General features: G+C 69.7%; 13 protein-coding genes. 6 read left to right on the forward strand and 7 right to left on the reverse strand.

The features are described 5' to 3' along the window. Window positions 1-41: 41 nt before the first annotated feature. Complete coding sequence (locus AB0C30_RS09525; protein ID WP_357941389.1) at window positions 42-1460, reverse strand: CehA/McbA family metallohydrolase; 1419 nt, start codon at window positions 1458-1460, stop codon at window positions 42-44. 107 nt (window positions 1461-1567) lie between these two features. Further along, the gene (locus AB0C30_RS09530; protein WP_357941391.1) at window positions 1568-3103 is read right to left on the reverse strand and encodes an aldehyde dehydrogenase family protein; all 1536 of its coding nucleotides are present in this window, start codon (window positions 3101-3103) and stop codon (window positions 1568-1570) included. Between the two features lie 346 nt (window positions 3104-3449). On the opposite strand from AB0C30_RS09530, the gene AB0C30_RS09535 reads away from it, so the two are divergent. After that, window positions 3450-4037: a TetR/AcrR family transcriptional regulator gene (locus AB0C30_RS09535; RefSeq protein WP_357941393.1), complete on the forward strand. Its 588-nt coding sequence runs from the start codon at window positions 3450-3452 to the stop codon at window positions 4035-4037. Beyond that, entirely contained in the window at window positions 4031-4792 is a 762-nt protein-coding gene (locus AB0C30_RS09540) for an alpha/beta hydrolase (protein ID WP_357941395.1), read from the forward strand. Before AB0C30_RS09535 ends, AB0C30_RS09540 begins: the two co-directional genes overlap by 7 nt. 69 nt (window positions 4793-4861) lie before the next feature. Here AB0C30_RS09540 and AB0C30_RS09545 read toward each other — a convergent pair whose 3' ends face one another. From AB0C30_RS09545 to AB0C30_RS09565, 5 genes are all read right to left on the reverse strand, one after another. After that, on the reverse strand, window positions 4862-6127 hold the full coding sequence (locus AB0C30_RS09545) for an MFS transporter (RefSeq protein WP_357941397.1): 1266 nt from the start codon (window positions 6125-6127) through the stop codon (window positions 4862-4864). Window positions 6128-6217: 90 nt separating this feature from the next. Beyond that, a complete protein-coding gene (locus tag AB0C30_RS09550; RefSeq protein ID WP_357941399.1) occupies window positions 6218-6697 on the reverse strand; it encodes an Rrf2 family transcriptional regulator in 480 nt (159 codons plus the stop codon). A 136-nt stretch (window positions 6698-6833) separates the two neighbouring features. Next, entirely contained in the window at window positions 6834-7235 is a 402-nt protein-coding gene (locus AB0C30_RS09555) for a PIN domain nuclease (protein WP_357941401.1), read from the reverse strand. Further along, window positions 7232-7456: a type II toxin-antitoxin system VapB family antitoxin gene (locus tag AB0C30_RS09560; protein ID WP_225289512.1), complete on the reverse strand. Its 225-nt coding sequence runs from the start codon at window positions 7454-7456 to the stop codon at window positions 7232-7234. Before AB0C30_RS09560 ends, AB0C30_RS09555 begins: the two co-directional genes overlap by 4 nt. A gap of 179 nt (window positions 7457-7635) precedes the next feature. Continuing rightward, complete coding sequence (locus AB0C30_RS09565) at window positions 7636-9144, reverse strand: serine/threonine-protein kinase (protein ID WP_357941403.1); 1509 nt, start codon at window positions 9142-9144, stop codon at window positions 7636-7638. A gap of 551 nt (window positions 9145-9695) precedes the next feature. Between AB0C30_RS09565 and AB0C30_RS09570 the strand changes: the two genes are divergently transcribed. From AB0C30_RS09570 to AB0C30_RS09585, 4 genes are all read left to right on the forward strand, one after another. After that, window positions 9696-13685: a LamG-like jellyroll fold domain-containing protein gene (locus AB0C30_RS09570; RefSeq protein WP_357941405.1), complete on the forward strand. Its 3990-nt coding sequence runs from the start codon at window positions 9696-9698 to the stop codon at window positions 13683-13685. Window positions 13686-13706: 21 nt separating this feature from the next. Then, window positions 13707-19739, forward strand: coding sequence for an RHS repeat-associated core domain-containing protein (locus tag AB0C30_RS09575; protein ID WP_357941407.1), 6033 nt, complete (start codon window positions 13707-13709; stop codon window positions 19737-19739). A 140-nt stretch (window positions 19740-19879) separates the two neighbouring features. Next, window positions 19880-21892, forward strand: coding sequence for an erythromycin esterase family protein (locus tag AB0C30_RS09580; RefSeq protein ID WP_357941409.1), 2013 nt, complete (start codon window positions 19880-19882; stop codon window positions 21890-21892). A gap of 14 nt (window positions 21893-21906) precedes the next feature. Continuing rightward, a complete protein-coding gene (locus AB0C30_RS09585; RefSeq protein ID WP_357941411.1) occupies window positions 21907-22554 on the forward strand; it encodes a dienelactone hydrolase family protein in 648 nt (215 codons plus the stop codon). Window positions 22555-22563: the final 9 nt, after the last annotated feature.

The following is a 22563-nucleotide window of genomic DNA, read 5'->3' on the forward strand; positions in this document are numbered from 1 at the left end:
ACGCGGGCACCCCCGATATGGGGCCCGCGTTCCTCCGTCTCTCACGCCAGGCGGGACTGGTAGACCCTGCGGGCCTCCTCCACGACCGCCAGGTAGTCGGCGCTCACCCGGTTCCTGATGAGCTCTTCGAGCAGTTCCAGCCAGCGCAGGCAGAACGTCACATCCTCTTCCCTGGCCACCCGGCGGCCCTCGACGTCGAGGTAGACCGGGCTGGTGTGCGCCCGTACCTGCCCGCCGCCCTCGGCGACCGCCACCACATAGGTCGGCCAGATCACGGTCAGCTCCGCCGCCACCTCGCCGGTCGGGCCCGCGGCCAGTTCGCCGTCGGCGGTCAGCAGCCGTACGTTCTCCACCAGCGGCCCGATCACCCGCCCGACGACGCGCACCCTGCTGCCGGGGGCCAGGTCGAGGGTGGCGCCGGGGCCGTGGCCCTCGATGGACAGCTCGAGGAAGGGGCCGGTTGTGGCGAACGTGCGGCCGCACCGTACCGCGTCGGCGTAGGACTCGGCGGTCAGCGGCCCGGTTACGTGCGCATAGGTGCGTTCGCGGCCGATCGGCCCGAGCCTATGGCCCGTACCGGCTACGGCGGCGACGCGGTTGCCCGCGCCGATCAGCCTGCGGTAGGCGCGGTCCGAGCCGATCGCCGAGCAGAAGCTGTCGACCAGGCCGAGCGCCGCGTCGACCACCGACAGCCGCGCGTCGTAGCCCGGATCGCCGTCGCCGACGAGCTGCTCGGGTGTCTCGACCGGACCGCGGAAGGCGTTGGCGTAGCCGATGAGCGCGCCTCGTTCGCGCAGCTTGCGGACGTTGTCGTAGCCCTCCTCGGGGCCGAGCGCGTGGTGGGCGAGATCCACCCTGGCCACGTGCGTCTCGTCCGACCACGGCAGATCGCGCCCCGACCAGCGCTCGACGGCGTCCTGGTCACCCGGCAGCAGGTTGATCACGTGCAGGTCCTCGCCGTGCTGCGAGTCGGCCACCCACTGGGACGGCCGGTTGAGGGGGACGTCGAGGTCGGCGCCGTACCAGCACGGCTGGTTGAGGGGGACGTGGAGGTCGGCGCCGTACCAGCCGCGGGCCGCCGCGTCGTAGATGCGGCGCGGCGCCAGTTCGACCAGCGTCTCGCCGTCGCCCGGCACGAGGGTCGTCTCCGCCCAGTCGTACTCCATGCCTCTGGCCGCCCTGACCGTCAGCGGTTCGCGTGGGACGTCGAGCACCAGGTCGTCGCCGTGGAAGTACGGCAGGCCGTCGAGGTCGCGGGCCGGCGGGGTGTCGCGCGGGAACCAGCCCTTGCCGTCGGCGCTCCAGACGCTCCAGCGGCAGGGGAAGCCGGCCCGCAGCCGGATCGTCTGCTGGGCGGTTTGTTGAGCAGCCCCTTGGGTCGTCCGTCGGGCAGTCCGCGCCTTGGTCGACGGCACCGTGGTGGTCGGCGCCTCGGTTAATGGTGTCGGATCGTCACGCATCGGCTTCTCCCTGTAATCGAAGGCGCCGTTATCGTGACACGACCATCACCCGCCGGGAAGCGCGTGCTTCCCGGCGGGGTGGTTTTCTTCCCTCAAAGTAGAAGGACCTAGAGCCGGAAGTTCATATCCGGTGCGATGTCCGCGACGTCCATCTGGGCTTTCTGCAGGTGGCCGGAGTGGTCCCAGTTCATCGCCTGCCAGCGGGTGAACTGGTCGAGCACCCACATGCCGGACTGGCGGCTGCCGTTGCCGGACTTGCCGTTGCCGCCGAAGGGCAGGTGCGCCTCGGCGCCGGACGTCGAGTTGTTGACGCTGACCATGCCGGCGGAGATGCCCTCGCGGAACTTCCACGCGTGGCGGGCGTCGGTGGTATAGATCGAGCTGGACAGGCCGTAGCCGGGCAGGTTGGCCAGCTCGATGGCCTCGTCGATCGTCTCGAAGGTCGTCACGCCCACGATGGGCCCGAACGTCTCCTCCAGGAACAGCTGGTCGGTTGCCTTGACGCCATCGACCACGACGGGGTGGTAGTAGAGGCCGCCGTCGCCGGTGAAGTCGCGGCGCGGGGCGTCGTCAGTAATTTTCCCGATATTTCCGGACACGACGCGGTGGTGGGGCTGGATCCAGGTCAGGTACTCCTCGTACCGATCCGCGAACTTCTGGTCCAGCAGCGGGCCCGCCAGCACGTCCTGCTCCGGGGCACCGATCTTGGCGTTCTGTACGGCCTGGGCGAACCGCTCGACGAACTCATCGTGCACGCTCTCATGCACGATGACCGTGCCCAGGCTGGTGCAGCGCTGACCGGCCGTACCGAAGCCGGAGAACAGCGCCCCCTCGACGGCCAGATCGAGATCGGCGTCCGGCATGATCACCATCGGGTTCTTCCCGCCCAGCTCCAGGCAGGCCGCCTGCAGATGCCGCCCGGTGAGCTCCCCGATCTTCCTGCCGACCTCGCTGGACCCGGTGAACCCGACCTTGTGCACCGTGCCCTCCTCAAGGGCCAGCTCCAGCCCCTGGAAGGTCTGGACGCCGTCGGCGAACACGATGTTCAGCACCCCGTCGGGCAGCCCGGCGGCGGCGAACAGCTGGTACATCGCATGCGCGGACGCCGCCGCGTACTCGGCCGGCTTCCACACCACGGCATTGCCGCAGAGCAGCGCCGGAACCAGATACCAGGACGGCACCGCGACCGGGAAGTTGCCGGCGGTGATCACCGCCGCCACGCCTACCGGGTTACGGAAGGTGAAAAGCTTCTTGTCCGGCATCTCCGACGGCACGGTCTGCCCGTACAGCCGGCGGCCCTCGCCGAGGAAGAAGTCACACGTGTCAACGATCTCCCGCACCTCACCCAGGGCTTCGGCGTACGGCTTGCCGATCTCCCGGGTGACCAGGTGCGCCAGCGCCTCGGCATTGGCCTCGACCAGCCGCCCGATCGACGCGATCACCCGCCCCCTCACCGGAGCCGGCACCTTGGCCCACTCCCGCTGCGCCTCCTTGGCGGTGCGGCAGGCGTCGGCGAAGGTCTGGGCATCGACCAGGCCGACGCGGGCGACGACCTCGGCGATGCGTGCGGGGTTGGTCGATTCGTACGTGTCGGTGCCGGCGGCATCCTTGCCACCCACAACGGAGACGATCTGACGAGTCACCGGAGCCTCCTCATTTGGTCCTCAGCCACAGCCCATCATCCCTCAAGCACGGACTTCGCTGCGCTCAGGCTGTTTCCCCTGCTCGCAAGCATGGGCTTCGCTGCGCTCAGGCGGTTTTCCCAGCTGAACAGGCATGGCCTTCGCTGCGCTCAGACTGTGCTCATTGGGGCCCCGGCCCCTCGTGCTCCCCGGGGGTTGACCGTCTGGGGCCAGGAAGTGCCTGGCAAGGTCATCAGCACGTCCTTTGACCGGCGGGCCTCTCAGGGCGCAGGTGGCGGCTTGCGTCGGGCTGCTCGCCGAGCGCTACACTGTGAACAAAAAACCAATCTGTTCATATGGAGATACTGTGCCATCGGCATTCTCCGCGGAAGAGCGGTCGCGGATCACCGAGCAGCTACTCGACACCGCCACCCGCCTCTTCTCGACCCAAGGGTTGCGCAAGACGTCCCTGGAAGAGCTGACCGCTCCTGCGGGCATCGCCAAGAGTTCGCTGTACGCCTTCTTCGCCTCGAAGGAAGACCTGTACTTCGAGGCGATGCTGAGGCAGAGCGAGGAGGTACGGCGGCGCGTGATCGACGAAGGCCTCAACCGCGGCAGTGACACTCGCGACGCGCTGCGGCGCTTCCTGCACGCCACCGTCGCCGAACTCGACACCAATCCGCTCTACCGCCGCTTGATGTCCCACCCCCAGGAAATGGCCGCTGTCGCGGCCAAGCTCACCCCTGAGCGCATGGCCGCCGCGGCGGGCGGCCCGATGGCCGACCTGCTCCAGTTCCTCAACGCCCATCTGGAAGGCGACCCTCAGATACTGCTAGGCGTCCTGCGCGCGGTCCTGCTTACCCCGCTGCACGCCGAACAGCTGGGCGCCGAGATTTACCCGGCCGTGATGGACCGCCTGATCGACGCGGTCACAGAAGGGATCACCACATGCTGAACGGCCTGCCCTACCTGTCGGCCGGTGAAGGATCGCCCCTGGTCGTCCTGCTCTACACCCCGCAAGCGGCCAACCCGACGGGCCTGGCGCGCTGGTCCACGATGCGGATGGTACGACCGTTCACCAAGGAATTCACCGTCTATGTTGTCAACCGCCCGCCAGGGCTGCCACCGACCACGACGATGCCCGACCTCGCCGCCGTCTATGCGCAAGCGATCAAAACCACCTTCGAGGGCCCGGTGAACATGCTGGCCATCTCCACCGGCGGCTCCATCGCCCTGCAACTCGCCGCCGACCATCCCGACCTGGTCGACCGCCTGGTCCTCGCGGGCACGGCCTGCACTCTCGGCCCGGTCGGCAAGCGAGCCCAGCGCGCCTACATCGAACGCGCACGCCAAGGCAGGCGGCCAAGCCCCGCGCTGGCCGAGATCGTCACCGAATCGGCCACTGGGCAAAGACTGCTCAAAGGCCTGCTGTGGCTGTCAGACAGCGGCCAGAAAGACCACGCGGACGCCGTCACCGTGCTCAACGCCGAGGACGGCTTCGACCTGTGCGGCCGGTTGCACGACATCAAGGCGGCCACGCTGCTGATTCAGGGAGGCAAGGACCTCGTCTACCCTCTGGAACTGGCCCGGCGGACAGTCGAGGGCATTCCCGGCGCTCAACTCGTCGTCTACCCAGGCCGCAGCCATAGCGGAACATTCACCGACAAGCGCTTCGCCCCCGACGCGCTGGCCTTCCTGACAGGTACTTGATCACAGCCGGCCATCGTCCGCACCGAGCGCGCCGAGAACCAAGCGCCCACAGACTGAGCACCAAGCCGGTCAGGGGGTGTCTTCGGATTTCTTCCCCCGAGCTTTGCCGGCGGTGGCCAGGAGGTAGGTCAGGGCGAGGATGGCCAGGGCGGTGGCGGTGGCGTACATGGTCGTGGTGCCCGAGGAGATAGTCAGTCCGCCGAGGAGGGTTCCGGCGCCGATGCCCACGTAGATGGCGGAGGAGTTCAGAGCCACGACCAGCGGAGCCTCGTGGGGGGCGACGGCGATCAGCCGGTGCTGTTGCGGCGGTGTCTGGCACCAACTGCCCGCGCCCCAGGCCATGGCGAGTAGGCCGACCATGGCCAGGGAGGTGGTGTGGGTGGCGGCCATCGCGCCGAGAAGGCCCAGGCCCGTGGCCATCGTCAGGTAGCCGGTGGTCAGGACGCGGACGCTGCCCCAGCGGTCGGTGGCGTATCCGGCGGTGAGATTGCCGGCGACGGCGCCCACCCCGTACAGGGCCAGGACCCAGACGGTGGCCGAGGGGCTGATCCCGACGGCGTACAGGGCGGGGACGCTGTAGGCGTACACCGTGTAGGCGGCTGCCATGCCGAGCACGGTCAGCGGGAGAATGGCGCGGACTGCGGGGTTGCCCAGGACGGACAGTCGGGTGCGTAGCGGGACCGGCGGGTTGGCGGGCAGGGTGGGCAGCAGGAGGGCCACGCCGATCGCGGTGATCAGGCAGAGGCCGGCGACCAGCGTGAGGGCGGAGCGCCAGCCCAGCCAGTGGCCCGCCAGGTCGCCGAGCGGCACGCCGAGTGCGGTGGCGATGGTCAGCCCGCCGATGACCACGGCCAGTGCTCGGGCTCGTCGTTCCGGGTGTACGAGGGTGGCGGCGACGGCGCCCGCGTTCGGGGTGAACGCGGCGGCTCCTGCGGCGGCGGCGATCCGGGAGGCCATCAGCAGCGCGAAGTCAGGGGCCATGGCGGAGCCGAGGTTGGCCAAGCCCAGGATGAGCAGGGCGGTGACCAAGAGCGCGCGGCGTGGGGCGCGGGCGGTCGCGGTGGCCAGGAGCGGGGACAGTAAGGCGTAGGCCGCGGCGAAGACCGTGACGGCCTGTCCGGCCGTGGCGGTGGATATGTCGAGGTCGGCGGCGGTGCTGGGCAGGAAGCCTGCCATGACGAAGGCGTCGGTGCCCACGGAGAAGGTGCCCAGGGCCAGGACCAGGACCGGGCCCAGTCCGCCCTGCCGGAATGGGCGCTGGTGGGCCGCCCTGCCCCGGCCGACACGATCGGTAGGTGCGGCGGCTTGGCCGCCCATTATCGAGACATTTGGCATCCCGATTCTCCTTCGTAAGAGAGCCTGGCCGATCGGCCAGGCTGTGTTGTCAGTCGTAAGAGAGCCCGGCCGATTGACCGGGCCGAGCCGTCAGCTGCCGAGCCGCTGGTGGAAGCGTTGTACTCGGCGGGGGGCGCCGGCAGGGCTGGCGGCGATGAGGTCCGCGAGCGTCTGAGCGGCCAGCTCTCGCCGCCAGGCCAGCTCGGCGCGGCGCATCGCGGTGGCGATGCCGCATGGACGCTCGAACTCCCGGGCCGGGGTCTCCGCGCCGGCGCCGCGCTGCCGGATCTCGGTGCAGCGGAACGCCTCGGCCGACCCTTCGATCGCGCTCACGACGTCCATGAGCGTGATGCGCTCGGGCGTACGGGCCAGGCGGTAGCCGCCGCGCGCGCCTGGGGTGGACGCCAGGATGCCCGCCCGGACCAGCGGCTGTAGCCGCTTCTTGAGGTAGGCGGGCGGGAGTTCGAAGATCTCCGCCAGTTGGCTCGTGGCCACGGGAGCCTGTTCTTCCAGCCATGCCAGTGCCAGACAGCAGTGCAGGCCCCACTCGACGCCCTCGCCCATGAACATATCAGGGATATTACATGTCCCGATTCGCCGGCCTCGTCGCGGATGCGGGCGCATGTCCCGGAACGGGTCCGGGGCGCGATCAATTAACCGGCGAAGGGCGATATAGGGCGGTTTCGCGGCGACAGGGGACGATCGGTCAGCTGATCCAGCGCGCCGGCTGTCCGGTCAGGCGGGAGATGGTGTCGAAGTCGGCGTCCGCGTGCAGCACGGTGAGCTTGTGGTGCCGGGCCGTTACCGCCATGAGCAGATCGACCGGCGAGGCGCATTGGTGCCAGCCCTTGTCGGCGAGTTCGCGCTGCAACTCGCCGGTCTCGTTCCAGGCCGATTCGGGGATGAAGTAGTACGGAAAGGTCTCGTGGAGGAGATTGCCGACCTCATAGAAGGCGGGTCGGCCGCCGACGGCGCGAAGATACTCCTGTCTGACCGGCTCACAGATGCCGACGAGCCCGGCGGAGACGGTCTGGTCCCATTCTGTCCCGACCTGGCGGCGGTAGAAGCGGACCAATGCGCTGGTGTCGATGAGGTAGAGCTCCGTCACGCCACGCCCTGTTGCGCGCTGTCACCCTTGTCGATGACGGAGAAGTCGATCTCTCCAGCGGCCACCATCTCGCGCATGCGAGCCACGGCCGCCGCCCGTCTGCGTCGGTCGACGATCTCTCGTAGGGCGGCGTTGACCGTGTCCTTCTTGGACGAGGTGCCGAGGAGCTTCGCGGCCTCGGCCAAGGCTTCGTCGTCGAGGTCGATCAGGGTCTTGGTCATGACACCACCTCGCCTGTATATACGAATCAGAATTAGTATATCAGCAGCGGGCTTTTGTGGCCGTTCGCCGCAACGGGTCGCCCTGCGGACCATCGCGATCGGCGTGGATGTCGACGTGTGGTGATCGAGTGAGAAGCGGCAGGTCGACAGAATCGGCTACTGGACGTGCGGATACCGGGCTACCGATATCTGTTGACGGACGCCGCGACGAGCTTGGCCGCTCGATCGGCAGTGGCGTGACCGGGCTGCCGGGCAGAGACGTCGATGACCACCGAGACGTTCAACAGGCGGAAGGCGGTGTGGGTTTGGTAGGGCGCGAACCCCCAGGTGCGCCGTTGGGAATAGCTGTACGCCTCGTCGCCGACCTTCGGCCCTTTGCGGAGCTTGGTCCCCGGGTTGCGCTTCGGTTCGTCCTTCATGTACTTGACCAGGCCCTCGTAGTAGAGACCGGCTGCCGAGGCATTGGGCAGACGGAACGCCATGACGCGCAGGCCGGTGCCGTCCGCCGCGGACCAGCCGCAGGAAGAGTCGAGCACGTACTGGCGCTTCATCGCAGTGCCGAACAGCGAGCGCGTCTGGGCGTTGGTCAGCAGGTCACATGCCTCGAAGTCGCGGGTGATCAGCGGTGTGGCCGTCGTCGGCGACGACGGGCTGAACCTCGGTGTCGCAGAGTAGGTGGTCCGGGGTGTGAGCGCGTAGCCGAGTAGGCGGACGATGTTCGGAAACAGGATCGGCACGACCACGACCCCCGCTGCCACGGTCAGCACCACCGCCAGCGCGGCCCCCACGAGGACCTGGGGTCGGACGAGTCGAGGCGGGCGCTGAGGCGAGCGGCCCGGCAAGGTCCGCTCTTGTCTCGGAGCCGGGCCCGTCGCGGGATCTCCGCGCGAGATGGCCTCCAGCCACCCGGCCACCTCGTCCGGGGGACAGCGGCGTTCCGGGTCCTTGTCCAGGATCGCGGCCAGCACGGGGGCGAGCGGGCCGGCCAGACGGAAGGGGGCAGGCTCCTGCATCAGCACCGCGGCCAGCACCGCGGCCTCGTTCGGGCGGGCGAACGGCGGGCCGCCCTCCACCGCCGTGAACAGGGTGGCGCCGAGCGACCACAGGTCGGCGAGCGGGCCGTCGGCCTCACCTCGCAGACGCTCCGGGGCGATGTAGCCCGGCGAGCCGGTCAGCATCCCCGTCTGCGTGAGCCCGGTGTCTCCGGCGACGGTCGCGATGCCGAAGTCGGTCAGCAGCACCCGTCCGTCGTCGGTGAGCATGACGTTGGCGGGTTTGACGTCCCGGTGCAGGATGCCCGACGCGTGCGCCGCCGTGAGGGCGTCGAGCATCCGCAGGCCGATTTCGGCCACCCGGTGCGGCGGCAGCGGGCCGTCGTCGCGTACGGCCCGGTCGAGGGAGCGGCCGCGGACCAACTCCATGACGATCCACGGCCGGTCGTCGTCGAGGACCACATCGTGCACGGTGACGATGGACGGGTGGGAACGCAGCGTCGCCGCGGCGCGCGCCTCACGGAGTGTGCGTTCGGTCAGCTCGGCTCGCGATGCCTCGTCGAGGTCCGACGGGAGCCGCACCTCCTTGATGGCCACTTCCTGACGAAGGAGCTCGTCCGTCGCCCGCCAGACCGTGCCCATGCCGCCCTGGCCGAGCTGCGACAGCAGCCGGTAGCGACCCGCGAGCCGCCTCACAGTGCCATTGCCGACGTTCCGGACTTTCCGACCATCCGTCGTCTCCTGTCGATATCCGGCTCAGCGCGGGCACATCAGATAGTAAAGGGATCGGGTCGCGAGCGTCAGCGAATGGTGATCAGAGCCGGACTGGACGTAACCACGGCCACCAACCGAGCCACCAGCCGAGCCGGAAAGCGGCTACCGGGACACGACGTGTCCCGTACGTCCTGAGATCACCGCGAGTGATGTCACGGCCCCCGGCCAGGCCTGGTGCATAAGGCAGGACAAAGTCCGCCAAATGTCCGGTGTATGCCCTGGCTCAAGGATCTTCGGCGGCTGACACTGAGCCTGGCCGAAACGTGCGGCCTCTTCTGTCGAACCGGCAGCTCAACAGGGCCGTTTCAGGCTGCCCCCGATTACCTTTTGGAGACACAGTGTGGCGATGTTTGCGTGCTCCGCTCGTGGGATTGACGGCCGTATGCGCCGGCTTATTACCCGTGGCGGCACCGGCTGGCGCGAGCGCGTCGGCGGTTACGGCGAGTTCAACAAATTTCACCGTCAACGATCCGGTGGGCTCCGCGTCCTGGGCGGTCGGTGAGGCGAAGCGGTCCGGTAAGCGGGTCGCGGTGACCGCGGAGCAGGCCGAGAGCCGGGACGTCTACGCCAACCCGAACGGATCGTTCACGGCCGAGCTGCGGACCATCCCGGTCCGCGTCAAGCGGGACTCCGGGTGGGTGCCGGTCGACACGGCGCTGCGGCAGCGGGCCGACGGCGGGGTGGAGCCGGGCGCGACCACGGTTCCCGTCGTCTTCTCCGGCGGCGGCGACCAGCCGCTCGTACGACTCGGGCAGGGCAAGGCACAGGTCGAGCTGCGCTGGCCGGCGCCGTTGCCGAAGCCGGTGGTGAGCCGCGATTCCGCGACGTACCCCGGCGTCATCCCGGGGGTGGATCTGCGCATGACCGCCACCGCACAGGGCTTCACCGAGGTGCTGGTGGTGAAGGACAAGGCCGCGGCGGCGAATCCGAAGCTGGCCGAGCTGACGTTCGGCCTGGCGGCGAAGGGCGTGTCGGTACGCGACGACGGGCACGGGAACATCGGCGCCTACGACGACAAGGGGAAGCAGGTCTTCGGGTCCGGCGCGCCGATGACGTGGGACTCGACGCCGTCGGCCACCAGGCGGGCCGTGGGCGAGCTCGAGCTGGGCAAGGACACGCTGGTCCTGCGGCCGGACAAGAAGCTGCTGACCGATCCGGCGGCGACGTTCCCGATGTACATCGATCCGGACTTCGCCGCCGGCCAGACGGGGTTCGCCATGGTGCTGTCCGGCCATCCGTCGCAGGCCTATTGGGGCGGTGACGGGGAGAACCTGGCCAAGGTCGGTTACTGCAACTGGGCGGGCTGCAACGGCATCGGGGTGGCCCGTTCGTACTTCCAGTACGACGCGTCGTTCATGGTCGGCAAGCACGTTCAGGTGGCGGAGTTCAACGCCTTCGAGAACTACGCCCCCTCATGCTCGGCCCGGCCGGTCGAGGCGTGGGGGACGAACCCCGTCAGCGCGGGGACGACCTGGAACAACCAGCCCTTCGCCGGTGGCGGCCCGATCGGCCTGGGGACGGTCAACGTCGCCTACGGCTACAGCTCCGCCTGCCCCGGCAACTGGGTCGGGTTCGACGCGACCGCCGCGGTCAACGCGGCGGTGACGTACAACAACGGCCTCACGGCGATCATGCTGAAGGCGGCGAACGAGGGCGACGCGTACGCCTGGAAGAAGTTCAACACCAACCCCAGCCTGGTCATCACGTACAACAGCTACCCCAGCACGCCGACCGGCCAGACGGTGGAGAACACCGCGTGCGCCGTGCAGCCGAACGAGCCGTACATCAACCCCTACATCGACAACGACCCCAACAAGGGACCGCGCGGGCCGCAGATGTCGGCGGTCGTCTCCGACCCTGACGGCGGCCCGGTGCAGGCCCAGTTCGAGTGGTACACGAGGTTCGGCGCGCGGCTCGGGGTGGCCGCCACGGAGTACAAGGCGTCCGGCTCCACCTTCACCATGGACGTGCCGACGGCGAACGCCGCGGACGGCGCCAATCTGGCCTATCGCGTACGGGGCGCCGACGGCGTCGACTTCGGGCCGTGGGGACAGTGGTGTGACGTCACCATCGACAGAAAGGGCCCGGACAAGGCGCCGAAGGTCACTTCGGTGACCTACCCCGAATGCCCGCCACCGGACTACGACCCCTGCCCCAGAGGCGGCGGCATCGGACGCACCGGCGGATTCACGCTGAGCGCCGACGGCGTCAGTGACGTGAAGGGGTTCGAGTACTCCCTGTACGGCCAGGAGAACACCTTCTCCTCCGTCACCGCCAGTTCGGGCAGCGCGAACATACTGGTCACACCGCCGGAGGACGGCTCATTGGACCTGTACGCCCGCAGCGTCGACCGCGCGGACAACCTGGGGCCGCTGTACCGCTACCACTTCATCGTCGGGCCGGGCACGCCGCCGAGGGGACACTGGAAGCTCGACGGGTACGTCGAGACCAAGGCCGTCGACGAGTCGCCCGCCCAGCACGACGCGACCATCTCCGCAGCGGCGCGCTGGCGGACCGGCCGCCATGGTGACGCGCTCTGGCTGGACGGCGGCACCGCTTACGCGGAGACCACGGGCGGCGCCACCGTGGACACGGCGAAGACGTTCAGCGTCTCGGCCTGGGTGAAGCTGGACCGGCTCGACACCGCCTACCGGACGGCGGTCAGCCAGGACGGCACCCGGATCAGCGGGTTCTTCCTGCAGTACAACCCGAACACCAAGAAGTGGAACTTCATGATGCCGGCCTCCGACGCCGACGCCGCCGCGCGTCACGTCGCGGAATCGGCGGGCCCGGCGGTCGCCGGGCGGTGGACCCATCTGGTCGGCGAGTACGACGCCGCCGCCAAGGAGATCAAGCTCTATGTGGACGGCGTCGCCGGCGCGCCCGCCGCTCACACCACACCGTGGAGCGCGAGCGGGACGGTGCAGCTGGGCCGGGCCCGATACGCCGCCGGGCCGGTCGACTACTGGCCGGGCTCGCTGGACGAGGTGCGCATCTACGACCGGACCCTGGCCACCGAGGAGATTCACGACCTGGCCGGCAGCCCGGCGGCCGAGGAGCTGTTCCTGCCGCTCGACGACGGGACGGGCACGACGGCGCAGGAGGTGTCCGGCGGCTACCGGGTCGGCGCCCTGGGCAGCGCCGCCTCCTGGACCACCGGCAAGGTAGGGAGCGGGGCGCTGCGGTTCGGCGGCGGCACCGAGACGCTGGCGACCGGCGTGCCGGTGCTCCGTACCGACGCCGGTTTCACCGTCACCGCGTGGGCCAGGCTGGACGCGGCCGACGATCAGTGGCGGACGGTCCTCAGCCAGGACGCCGGCCAGGGGAGCGGCTTCCAGCTGCGCTATCGCGGTGACACCCACAAGTGGTCGTTCGCGCTGCCGCAGTCGGCGACCGACACCCAGCTGACCGCCCTCAGCGCCGATTCGGGCGAGAGCGCGCAGGCCGGAGCGTGGACGCATCTGGCCGGGGTCTACGACCCGGCGGCCCAGGAGATCCAGCTCTATGTCGACGGCGCGAAGGTGGCTTGGAAGAAGGCCACGGCCACGGTGAACGCCACCGGCGCCTTCCAGATCGGCCGGGGCCGGCAGAACAGCGCGGCGGCGACACCGTTCGCCGGAGACGTCGACGACGTGCACGCGTGGACCGGCGTTCGTACCGCCGACCAGATCAAGGCGGACAAGGCGCAGCCCGTCACCAAGCGACGCAGCCTCTACGGGGGCCAGATCGCCCGGTACGTCAACCTCGCCGGGCCGCACATCGTGACGGACGGGCCGGTGCCGGCGGGTTCGCACTTCGAGTTCTCCCTCGGCCTGCCGGCCGGGGCGGACGAGCCCAACACCCGCGTGATCTATTCGTGCCGTAGCGGGACGGCGGACTACTTCCTCAACCCGGACAACTGCGGCACCTACCTCAACCTCGGCAGCGTCGGGCGCTTCTACATCACGCCGCCCGCCGGTGTGCCCACGCGCCTGGTCTACCGGTGCCAGTTCCCCGGCGTGGGACATTTCGCCTCCACGGACCCCGGGTGTGAGGGCCAGACGAAGGAGTTCGAGCTCGGCTACACGCGCGCCTACACCCACCTGATCAGGCACAACACGACGGGCTACCCGTACGACCACGCCAGCGATACCGCCCGGCTGCCGGCGAACTACCGTCCGGAGGGCAACATGGGGACCCTGTCGATGACCCAGCTGCCCGGTACCACGGCGTTGATGAGCTGCCAGGACGGCACCGACACCTTCACCTCCGCCGACGCCGCCTGTGAGGGCAAGACGGTCGTGCGCAGGCTCGGTTTCATCTGGACCAGCGCGCCGCAGTCCGTGCCCGGGGCGCCGAACGCCGTCGGCGTCGAGCTGTTCCGCTGCCGGGCGAGCTGGGGCGACCTGTTCGACTCACGTGATCCCAAGTGCGAGGGACAGACGCAGGACCGCTCCCTCGGTTTCGCCGTCACTGGACTCTGACCCGGAAAGGGATCTCGACTGATGCGCCGTAACCGATGGCGGCTGTGGCCGATCACGGCCTTGGCCTGCTTGTTCGTCGTGCTCATGGCGAGCACTCCGGCCGGGGCGACACCGGCCCAGGTCGTGGATGTCATGGCCCTCCAAGGGCCGATCAAGCCGAGCGAGCCGGACAAGGTCGAGTCCGTGCCCGGCGCGGACTTCGCGCCGCCGGCCGCCCGGCCCGACCCGGAGGCGGCGTCCGGCCGCCGGCCCGCCGCCAAGGCGGACTGGCCGGAGACGGGGGCCGCCGAGGTCACACTGTCGGGTCGCTCAGCGGCGGCCGCCAAGACGAGGGCCGGGTCGCTGCCCGTGTGGGTGGCGGCCACGGGGCGGCCTGGGCCGGGGCGGGTGAAGGTCGAGGTGCTCGACAGGAGCGCCGCCGACAAGGCCGGCGTGTCCGGGCTGCTCGTGTCCATCAAGCGATCGGATGGCAAGGCCGAGCGTGGGCCGGTGACGGTCACGGTCGACTATTCGGCCTTCAAGGACGCGTACGGCGCTGACTGGGCGTCCCGCCTGCGGCTCGCCCCGGCCTCAGGCGATCAGACACCGGTCACCGCCGTACGCAACGACCTCAAAGCCGCGACGGTGTCGGCCGAGGTGTCGGTCGGCGACGCGGGCGGCACGTTGGCGCTGACCGCGGCGCCGAACGGGCCGAAGGGCGACTACAAGGCCACCTCACTGTCCCCGTCGAGTCAGTGGCAGGTCTCGACCCAGAGCGGCGACTTCGCCTGGTCGTACCCGATGCGGACGCCACCGGTGCCCGGAGAGCTCGACCCGCCCCTGGCGCTCTCCTACTCCTCCGGCGCGGTGGACGGGCACACCGTGGCGACCAACAACCAGCCGTCGTGGGTGGGTGAGGGCTGGAACCTGGCGCCCGGGTTCATCGAGCGGTCGTACAAGAGCTGCGCGGAGGATCTCGGCGGGAACAACGGCCAGACCAAGACCGGCGACCTGTGCTGGGAGACCGAGAACGCCACCCTGTCCTTCGGCGAGCAGTCCGGGCCGCTGGTCTACCAGAACGGCGTGTGGCGGCCGGAGGACGACGACGGCACCCGGGTCGAGCACCTGTTCCGTGCCGATCCCCAGGCCAACGGCGACGACAACGGCGAGTACTGGAAGGTCACCACCAGCGACGGCACGCAGTACTTCTTCGGCCTGAACCGGTTGCCCGGCTGGGCGACGGGGCGCGAGATCACGCAGTCGGCCTGGACGGTGCCGGTGTACGGCAACGACACCGACGAGCCGTGCAAGGCGACCACGTTCGCCGCCTCGGCGTGCCAGCAGGCCTACCGCTGGAACCTCGACTACGTCGTGGACGCCCACGGCAACTCGATGAGCTACTTCTACAACCAGGAGAGCAACCGGTACGCCCAGAACAACGGCGCGAGCACGGGCACCTACACCCGTGGCGGCACCCTGGCGCGCATCGACTACGGCACCCGCGCCGGCCAGGAGTACTCCGGCCCGGCGCCGGCCCGGGTGGTGCTCGACTCCGCCGACCGCTGCGTGCCCGGCCAGAACTGCGCCACCCACACCACCGCCGTCTGGCCGGACGTGCCGTGGGACACCGACTGCGCGTCGATCGCCTGCGCGGACAGGTACTCGCCGACGTTCTGGTCCACCAAGCGCCTGGCGAAGGTGACCACCCAGGTGTCGACCGGCGGCGGGAACTACCGCGGCGTCGACCAGTGGGAATTCGCCTACACCTATCCGCCGGCCAACGACGGCACCGGCGACAAGGCGCTGTGGCTGAACAGCGTCACCCAGACCGGACTGGCCGGTACGGCGATCAAGCTGGACGCGGTGACGTTCGACGGCACGATGATGGCCAACCGGGTCAACTTCGTCGCCGACGGCCTGCCCGCCCTGAACAAACCCCGGATCACCAGCATCGTCTCCGAGTCCGGCGGCGCGATCAACGTGAGCTACGCGCCGCCCGACTGCGCCACCGGCGCCCTGCCGACGGCGGCGGAGACCAACATCAAGCGCTGCTTCCCGCAGCGGTGGACGATGCCGCCCGCGACCACGCCGGTCAACGACTGGTTCCAGAAGTACGTGGTGAGCAAGGTCGTCCAGGACGATCTGGTGACCGACACCAAGGACATGGTGACCAGCTATGACTACGTCGGGGGCGGCGCCTGGGCGTACAACGACAACCCGCTGGTGCCCGAGAACCAACGTACCTGGTCGGACTGGCGCGGGTTCCAGAAGGTCACGGTCCGTAAGGGCGACCCGGCCAACGACGAGAACAAACCCGAGTCCAAGACCCAGTACCTGTACTTCCGCGGCATGAACGGCGACCGGCTCAACACCGGCGGCGGCGCCAAGCAGGCCAACGTCACCGACTCCGCGGGCGTGGCGCTGGCCGACGCCGAGCCGCTGAAGGGCTTCCTGCGCGAGCAGATCACCTACGACGGCGTCAACGAGGTCACCGGCGCGATCAACGACCCGTGGACCCGGCTCACCGCCACCCAGGGCAGTCTCCAGGCCAATCAGGTGGAGACCGCCCGGACGGAGACCCGCGAACGCTACACCACCGGCACCTACCGGGTGACCCGCGTGGAGACGACCTACGACGACTACGGCAACCCCACCAAGGTCAACGACCTCGGCGACGTCGCCGTGACCTCCGATGATCAGTGCACCGTCACCACGTACGCGCAGAATGTCGCCTTGATGCTGGTGGAGCTGCCGAGCAGGACCACGACGGTCGGGGTGGCCTGCGGCACCGACCCGTCCTACCCGGCCGACGCCATCTCCGACACGCGGCTGTCGTACGACGGGCAGGAGTTCGGCACGGCGCCGCTCCGGGGAGACGTGACCAAAACAGAGGAGGCCAAGTCCTACAACGGATCCACGCCCGCCTATCGGGTGAGCGACACCTCCACGTTCGACTCCTACGGCCGGGTCAAGGAGGCGCGCGACGCGCTGCTCCGGCTGACCACGACGTCGTACACCGAGGTCAACGGGCTGACCACCGAGACCAAGGTGACCAACCCGCTCGGCCACACGGTGACCACCACCCTCGACCCGGCGTGGGGGAGCACCGTCCAGGAGAAGGACGCCAACCAGCGGACCACCTCGCTGACCTACGACGCGCTCGGCCGGCTGGTGAAGGTGTACCAGCCGGGCCGTACCGAGGCGGGCGGTGACACCCCGAACACGCGCTATGAGTACGGCCTGCGCCGGAGCGGCGGGCCGAACTGGGTGCTCACCAGCACGCTGGGCCCCAACGGCAACCGCGTCGTGACGTACGCGCTGTACGACGGCTTCCTCCGCCCCCGGCAGACCCAGGCCGCCAGTCCCGGCGGGGGCCGGATCCTGACAGACACCTTGTACGACTCGCGCGGCCTCGTCAGCGTGAAACGGGCCGCCTACCACCACGCCGACGCCCCCGGGACGACGCTGTACCAGCCGGAGGGCGGCAACGTGCCGAACGCGCTGGTCACCACCTACGACGGCGCGGAACGCAAGCGGGCCGAGATCACCATGACGCTCAAGCCCGATGGCACCATGGGCGAGCGATGGCGCACAGAGACGTCGTACAGCGCCAACTGGGTCAGCGTCATCCCGCCCGAGGGCGGGACCGTGACCACCACGTACACCGACGCCCGCGACCAGGTCTACGCGCTGGTGCAGTGGCAGGGCAGGACCCTGAGCGGCCCGAACGACGTGACCCGCTACGCCTACACCAAGGCCGGCGACCTGGCCAAGGTCACCGACCCGGCGGGCAACGTGTGGCGCTACACCTACGACGTGCTCGGCCGCAAGACCAAGGCGGAGGACCCGGACAAGGGCCCCTCGACCATGACCTACGACGACGCCGACCAGTTGCTGACCACCACCGACGCGCGCGGCAAGACCGTCGTGTCGGTGTACGACGACCTCGGCCGCGCAGCGGAGACCCGGTTGACCTCGGCGACCGGGACGCTGCTCACCAAGACCGTCTACGACACGCTGGCCAAGGGCGCCTTGACCTCCTCGACCCGGTACGTCAACGGGCAGGGCTATGTGAACGCCGTCACCGGCTACGACGCGGCCGGACGCCCGGAAGCGACGTCGGTGACCATCCCGGCGGCGGAGAACCAGCTCGCCGGCACCTACACCACGACGTTGACGTACGCGGCCGACGGCAGCCCCGCGACCAAGACCCTCCCCAAACTGGGCGATCTCCCGCAGGAGACGCTGACCTACGGCTACGACGACCTCGGCCGGCCGGACACGGTGGCCGGCGACCTGACCTACGTCACGGACACCGAGTACAACGAACTCGCCGAGATCGCCCAGCGTGAGCTCGGCCCGGCCGGGCAACGGCTGTGGAGCACCACCTACTACGAGGAGGGCACCCGCCGGGTCACCGAGACCCTCACCGAACGTGAGAAGTCCAACGGCGTCATGGTGAACGACCTCACCTACGGCTACGACCCGATGGGCAACGTCACGCGCATCACCGACCGCACCGTGGGCGCGGCGAAGGACAGTCAGTGCTTCACGGTGGACTACCTGCGCCGCGTCACCGAAGCCTGGGCCCAGGGCACCGACACCTGCGCGACCACCCCGTCGGCGTCCGTGGTCGGCGGCCCCGCGCCCTACTGGCAGCAGTACGGCTACGACCAGACCGGCAACCGGCGCACCATGACCGCGAAGGGTCTCGGCGGCGCCGCGGACGTGGCGACGACCTACTCCTATCCGACCGCCGGCGACGGCGTGGTCCGGCCCCACGCGGTCACCGCCACGACCACCGGCTCGACGAACGCGGCGTACGCCTACGACGCGGCCGGCAACACGATCACGCGGCCGGCGGCCGGCGGCGCACAGACCCTGACCTGGGACGACGAGGGCCTCCTGGCGTCGATCACGGCCGGCGGCAAGACCACCTCCTACCTGTACGCCGCGGACGGAGACCAGTTGATCCGCCGCGACCCCGGCTCGGTGACGCTGTTCCTCGACGACGGCGAGCTCCGGCTCAACACCGCCACCGGCTCCACCACCGGAACCCGCTACTACGACGGCCTGGGCACCCGCACTGGTGACGGTTTCACCTGGACGGTCGCCGACCACCACGGCACTTCCCAGACCGCCATCAACTCCACCACTCTGGCCGCGACCTCCCGGCGCCTGGACCTGTTCGGCGCCCCACGCGGCGCGGCCACCGCCTGGCCCGCAGGCGACCGCGGCTTCGTCGGCGGCACGATCAACCCGGACACCGGCCTGACCCGGCTGGGTGCCCGTGAGTACGACCCGGCGATGGGCAGGTTCCTCTCGGTCGACCCGGTCATCGACCCACTCGACCCGCAACAGATGAACGCCTACGCCTACGGCAACAACAATCCGGCCACGATGAGCGACCCCGACGGGCTCAGGTACCTGGAGGGCGACAACCCGCCCGTGAGCCACAAGCCCACTCCGGCGAAGAAGCCGAAGAAGCCGATCAAGAAGCTGAAGAGGCCGGCGAAGAAGCCGGTGCGGATGCCACTGAAGAAGGCGAAGAAGCCGAAGTCGATCGCCCATCTGAAGGACTTCGGCGGCAGCTGCGTGGCGGACCGGCTCTACTGCGAGAGCCTGCCGGCGCTGCTGGCCGCGCGGAGCCGTGCCGCACAGCACGACTGGAACGGCGCGGGCGGCCCACGCGGACATGTGGGCGGCGCACCCACGGGAACGACCACCACGTATTCGGACAAGGGGAGCACGAAGACCGTGGTCACCAAGGTCGATGGCATGACGACCAAGGAGAGCAAGTACATCAAGCTCGGGTTCGGGGACAACCCCTGGATTCTCGACTACGAGGCCGATTACCTCAACCACAGCATTAAGAATCCGGGCGGTGTCAGCACCACTACTTACATGGATATAGCGATGAGGGCCCCCAAGGACTACAGCTGGGAGAACATCAAAAAGGGCCTGAACTGCTGGGCCGCGGTGGTCGGAGGCACTGCGGGCACCGTGGCATCGGGTCCTGCCGCCGTGCTGGTCGGTCCCGTCGCGGCAGTGACAGTCGCGACCACTTGTTACTGAACGATCCCTGGCTGAAATCACCGATCCACTGGGACGAGACACGAGTGATTAATCCACGGAAGGGACTGATTGTCCAAGGGAGGGAAGGGAGGGAGTAGGAGCAGGTCACATGCTCTGTCACGAGATGGGATGGGACGGTTATGGCAGATCACACCTTTCGTGATCGCCGGGACGCCGGACGGGCACTGAGCGGTCTACTGACTCAATACCGCGATCGTGACGACGTGATCGTGCTCGGGCTGCCGCGCGGCGGCGTACCTGTGGCCTACGAGGTGGCCGCCGCGCTGGAGGCCCCGCTGGACGTGTTCCTCGTGCGCAAGCTCGGCGTGCCGGGGCACGAGGAGCTCGCGATGGGGGCGATCTCCAGCGGCGGGGTGATCGTGCTCAATGAGGAGGTCGTCCGCGGGTTCGGCATCGAACCGTCGGTCGTGCGGCGGGCGGCCGAGCGGGAGGGCCGCGAGCTGGTACGGCGGGAGCTGGCCTATCGCGAGGGGCGGCCGATGCCGGAGCTGAGCGGACGGACCGTCATGCTGGTCGACGACGGCCTGGCCACTGGTTCGAGCATGCGGGCGGCCCTGCTCGCGGTGCGGCGGCTGCGGCCGGAGCGCATCGTGGTGGCGGTGCCGGCCGCGCCCAGCTCGACCTGCGAGGAGCTGCGGCTGGAGGTGGACGAGGTCGTGTGCGCCACGACGCCGTCCCCGTTCTTCGCCGTCGGGCAGGCGTACTGGGACTTCGACCAGGTCACCGACGAAGAGGTCCGGGAGCTGCTGCGGGCGGCGGCACGACCCGGGAACACGAACAGTACGCGCGCGGGCGGCGGGCGGTCAGAGGCGGCGATCATCCGCATGGCCGCCGCGGTCGTCGAGAACGGCGTGCCCCCGGACGAGACCCTGTTCGGGCTGGTCGGGGATGCCCGGCTGGTGCTGATCGGGGAGGCTTCGCACGGCACCGCCGAGTTCTACGCGGCACGGGCGGAGATGACCAGGAAGCTCATCGAACAGCGCGGCTTCCACGGCGTGGCGGTCGAGGCCGACTGGCCGGACGCCTACCGGGTGAACCGCTACGTACGCGATCGCGGCGAGGACGAGACGGTGGAGGAGGCGCTGCGCGGTTTCGAGCGCTTCCCGACCTGGATGTGGCGGAACACGGCCGTCGTGGACTTCGTCGGCTGGCTGCGCGATCACAACGACCGGGTCGGCGACGAGACGCGCAAGGCCGGCTTCTACGGGCTGGACCTGTACAGCCTGTACCGGTCCATGCAGGACGTCATCGACTACCTCGACCGGGTCTCCCCTGAGGCCGCCGCGCGGGCCCGCGAGCGGTACGCGTGCTTCGACCACGCCGACGGAGACGCCCAGTCGTACGGGCTGGCGGCGGCCTTCGGCGCGGGGGAGTCGTGCGAGGAAGAGGTGGTCGCCCAGCTCGCCGACCTGCAGCGGCACGCGTACGACTACGCCAGGAAAGACGGTCTGCCGGCCGAGGACGAGCTGTTCCACGCCCAGCGCAACGCCGTGAGCGTACGGTCGGCCGAGCGCTACTACCGCTCGATGGTCACCGGCCGGATCTCCTCCTGGAACCTGCGCGACGAGCACATGGCCGACGCCCTGGACGCCCTGGCCGACCATCTCGGCCGCGTCCGTGGTGAGCCCGCCAAGCTGGTGGTGTGGGCGCACAACTCCCACCTCGGCGACGCGCGGGCGACCGAGATGGGCGCCCGGGGCGAGCTCAACGTCGGCCGGCTGATCCGCGAGCGCCACCCCGGCGAATGCCGCCTGATCGGCTTCACCACCTATTCGGGTACGGTCACCGCCGCCGACGACTGGGGCGGCCCGGCCGAGCGCAAGATGGTCCGGCCGGCGCTGCCCGGCAGCGTGGAGGAGCTGCTGCACCAGGCGAGCAGCGGGGAGTTCCTGCTCTGGTTCGACGTGGCCAAGCCCGCCGCGGACGTGCTGCGGACGGCGCGGCTGCAACGGGCCATCGGGGTGATCTACCGGCCTCAGACCGAGCGGCAGAGCCACTACTTCCAGGCCCGGGTGGCCGACGAGTTCGACGCGTTGATCCATATCGACGACACCCGCGCGCTGGAACCGCTCGAGCGGACCGCCGTCTGGGAGCGGGGCGAGGCGCCCGAGACGTACCCGTTCGCGGTCTAGCCTCGGGAGGGATCATGAACATCGCGGAAGCCGGCGTGCGGATCCCGATCGGTGACGTGGCCCTGGACGCCGACGTCGCCGTGCCCGCCGAGCCGCGCGGAGCGGTGCTGTTCGCGCACGGCAGCGGCAGCGGGCGCCACAGCCCGCGCAACCGCTACGTCGCGGGGCGGCTCCAGGCCGCTCGCCTGGTCACCGTACTGGCGGACCTGCTGACCGCGGCGGAGGAACGGCGCGACGCCGTGACCGGCGAGCTCAGGTTCGACATCGGCCTGCTCGCCGACCGCGTGGCCGCGCTGACCGACTGGGCCAGGGCCGACACCAGGACCGCGGAGCTCGGCATCGGCCTGTTCGGCGCCAGCACCGGCGCCGCGGCGGCCCTGGTCGCCGCGGCGGAGCGGCCCGACGCGGTGCGGACCGTCGTCTCCCGAGGCGGGCGTCCCGATCTGGCGGACGACGTCCTCACCCGGGTACGCCAATCCACCCTGCTCATCGTCGGCGGCGAGGACCCGGCGGTCATCGACCTCAACCTCCGGGCGATGCGGCGGATGCCCGGCGAGGTCCGCATGGAGATCGTGCCGGGCGCGTCCCACCTGTTCGTGGAGCCCGGCACGCTCGAGCAGGTGGCCCGGCTGGCCACGGACTGGTTCGTCACCCGCCTCTGAAGTGTCAGC

The organism is Nonomuraea sp. NPDC048901 (assembly GCF_040649695.1).
Taxonomy (GTDB): Bacteria; Actinomycetota; Actinomycetes; order Streptosporangiales; family Streptosporangiaceae; genus Nonomuraea.

What these genes read in the sequence shown, in the direction of transcription:
- AB0C30_RS09560 (WP_225289512.1), bottom strand. Translation starts at nt 7,456, where the DNA reads ATGACCAAGACCCTGATCGACCTCGACGACGAAGCCTTGGCCGAGGCC.
- AB0C30_RS09545 (WP_357941397.1), bottom strand. Translation starts at nt 6,127, where the DNA reads ATGCCAAATGTCTCGATAATGGGCGGCCAAGCCGCCGCACCTACCGAT.
- AB0C30_RS09585 (WP_357941411.1), top strand. Translation starts at nt 21,907, where the DNA reads ATGAACATCGCGGAAGCCGGCGTGCGGATCCCGATCGGTGACGTGGCC.
- AB0C30_RS09575 (WP_357941407.1), top strand. Translation starts at nt 13,707, where the DNA reads ATGCGCCGTAACCGATGGCGGCTGTGGCCGATCACGGCCTTGGCCTGC.
- AB0C30_RS09550 (WP_357941399.1), bottom strand. Translation starts at nt 6,697, where the DNA reads ATGTTCATGGGCGAGGGCGTCGAGTGGGGCCTGCACTGCTGTCTGGCA.
- AB0C30_RS09580 (WP_357941409.1), top strand. Translation starts at nt 19,880, where the DNA reads ATGGCAGATCACACCTTTCGTGATCGCCGGGACGCCGGACGGGCACTG.
- AB0C30_RS09540 (WP_357941395.1), top strand. Translation starts at nt 4,031, where the DNA reads ATGCTGAACGGCCTGCCCTACCTGTCGGCCGGTGAAGGATCGCCCCTG.
- AB0C30_RS09525 (WP_357941389.1), bottom strand. Translation starts at nt 1,460, where the DNA reads ATGCGTGACGATCCGACACCATTAACCGAGGCGCCGACCACCACGGTG.